We start from the raw sequence: 539 nt of genomic DNA on the forward strand, positions 1-539 counted from the left end.
CTTCAACGTAAAACCGTGGCAGGAGGTCCGGACTGAAAAAACTGGTCAGGACATCATCGGCAGGGAACGCACTGCTAGTCTGTAAACTGAACCGACTGGGGCGCAGTATGTGGCATCTTGTCGTGCTGTTGGAGGAGCTGTGCGAACGTGGTATTAACTTTCGTGCTCTGGCCCAATCTATATTTGCCCAACAATGGGGGGACGAATGCTGTAAAAGTAAAACAATCTGCGATCTCAAAGTTATTGTGTGATTTTTATGTGAGCAGAAGATATTCATCAGCAACGATTATGGAAACCCTTTTATTTTGCCAACGGCCTCATTGTCGAAAGAAAAGAATACGCCCGTATTTCCTGAATGGATTGACGTTTTTATCCAACCACACTTCAGCGCACTGCGTTTAAAAAATGCCTCATTCTTATGCGGAATATCATCATTTCATCATGATGTCTTTGATGAGCAGTGAACACAATACACTTGCGCTGTCTCTTCAGGATGAATCCCCTGGTCTGGTGCCTGTGGGCTGATGTTGCAGCAAAGC

Annotated in this window: 2 protein-coding genes and 1 pseudogene; all 3 read left to right on the forward strand. The window is 45.5% G+C overall.

The features are described from left to right. Positions 1-32 precede the first annotated feature (32 nt). Entirely contained in the window at positions 33-251 is a 219-nt protein-coding gene (locus K0039_RS24840) for a recombinase family protein (RefSeq protein WP_071524906.1), read from the forward strand. A gap of 7 nt (positions 252-258) precedes the next feature. Further along, a complete protein-coding gene (locus K0039_RS24845) occupies positions 259-402 on the forward strand; it encodes a hypothetical protein (protein ID WP_500303705.1) in 144 nt (47 codons plus the stop codon). Continuing rightward, positions 377-445, forward strand: a pseudogene (locus K0039_RS24850) (hypothetical protein); the annotation flags it as partial. The gene K0039_RS24845 and the pseudogene K0039_RS24850, both read left to right, overlap by 26 nt. Positions 446-539: the final 94 nt, after the last annotated feature.

This window comes from Terrisporobacter mayombei (assembly GCF_020748465.1).
In the GTDB taxonomy this organism is placed as follows: domain Bacteria; phylum Bacillota; class Clostridia; order Peptostreptococcales; family Peptostreptococcaceae; genus Terrisporobacter; species Terrisporobacter mayombei.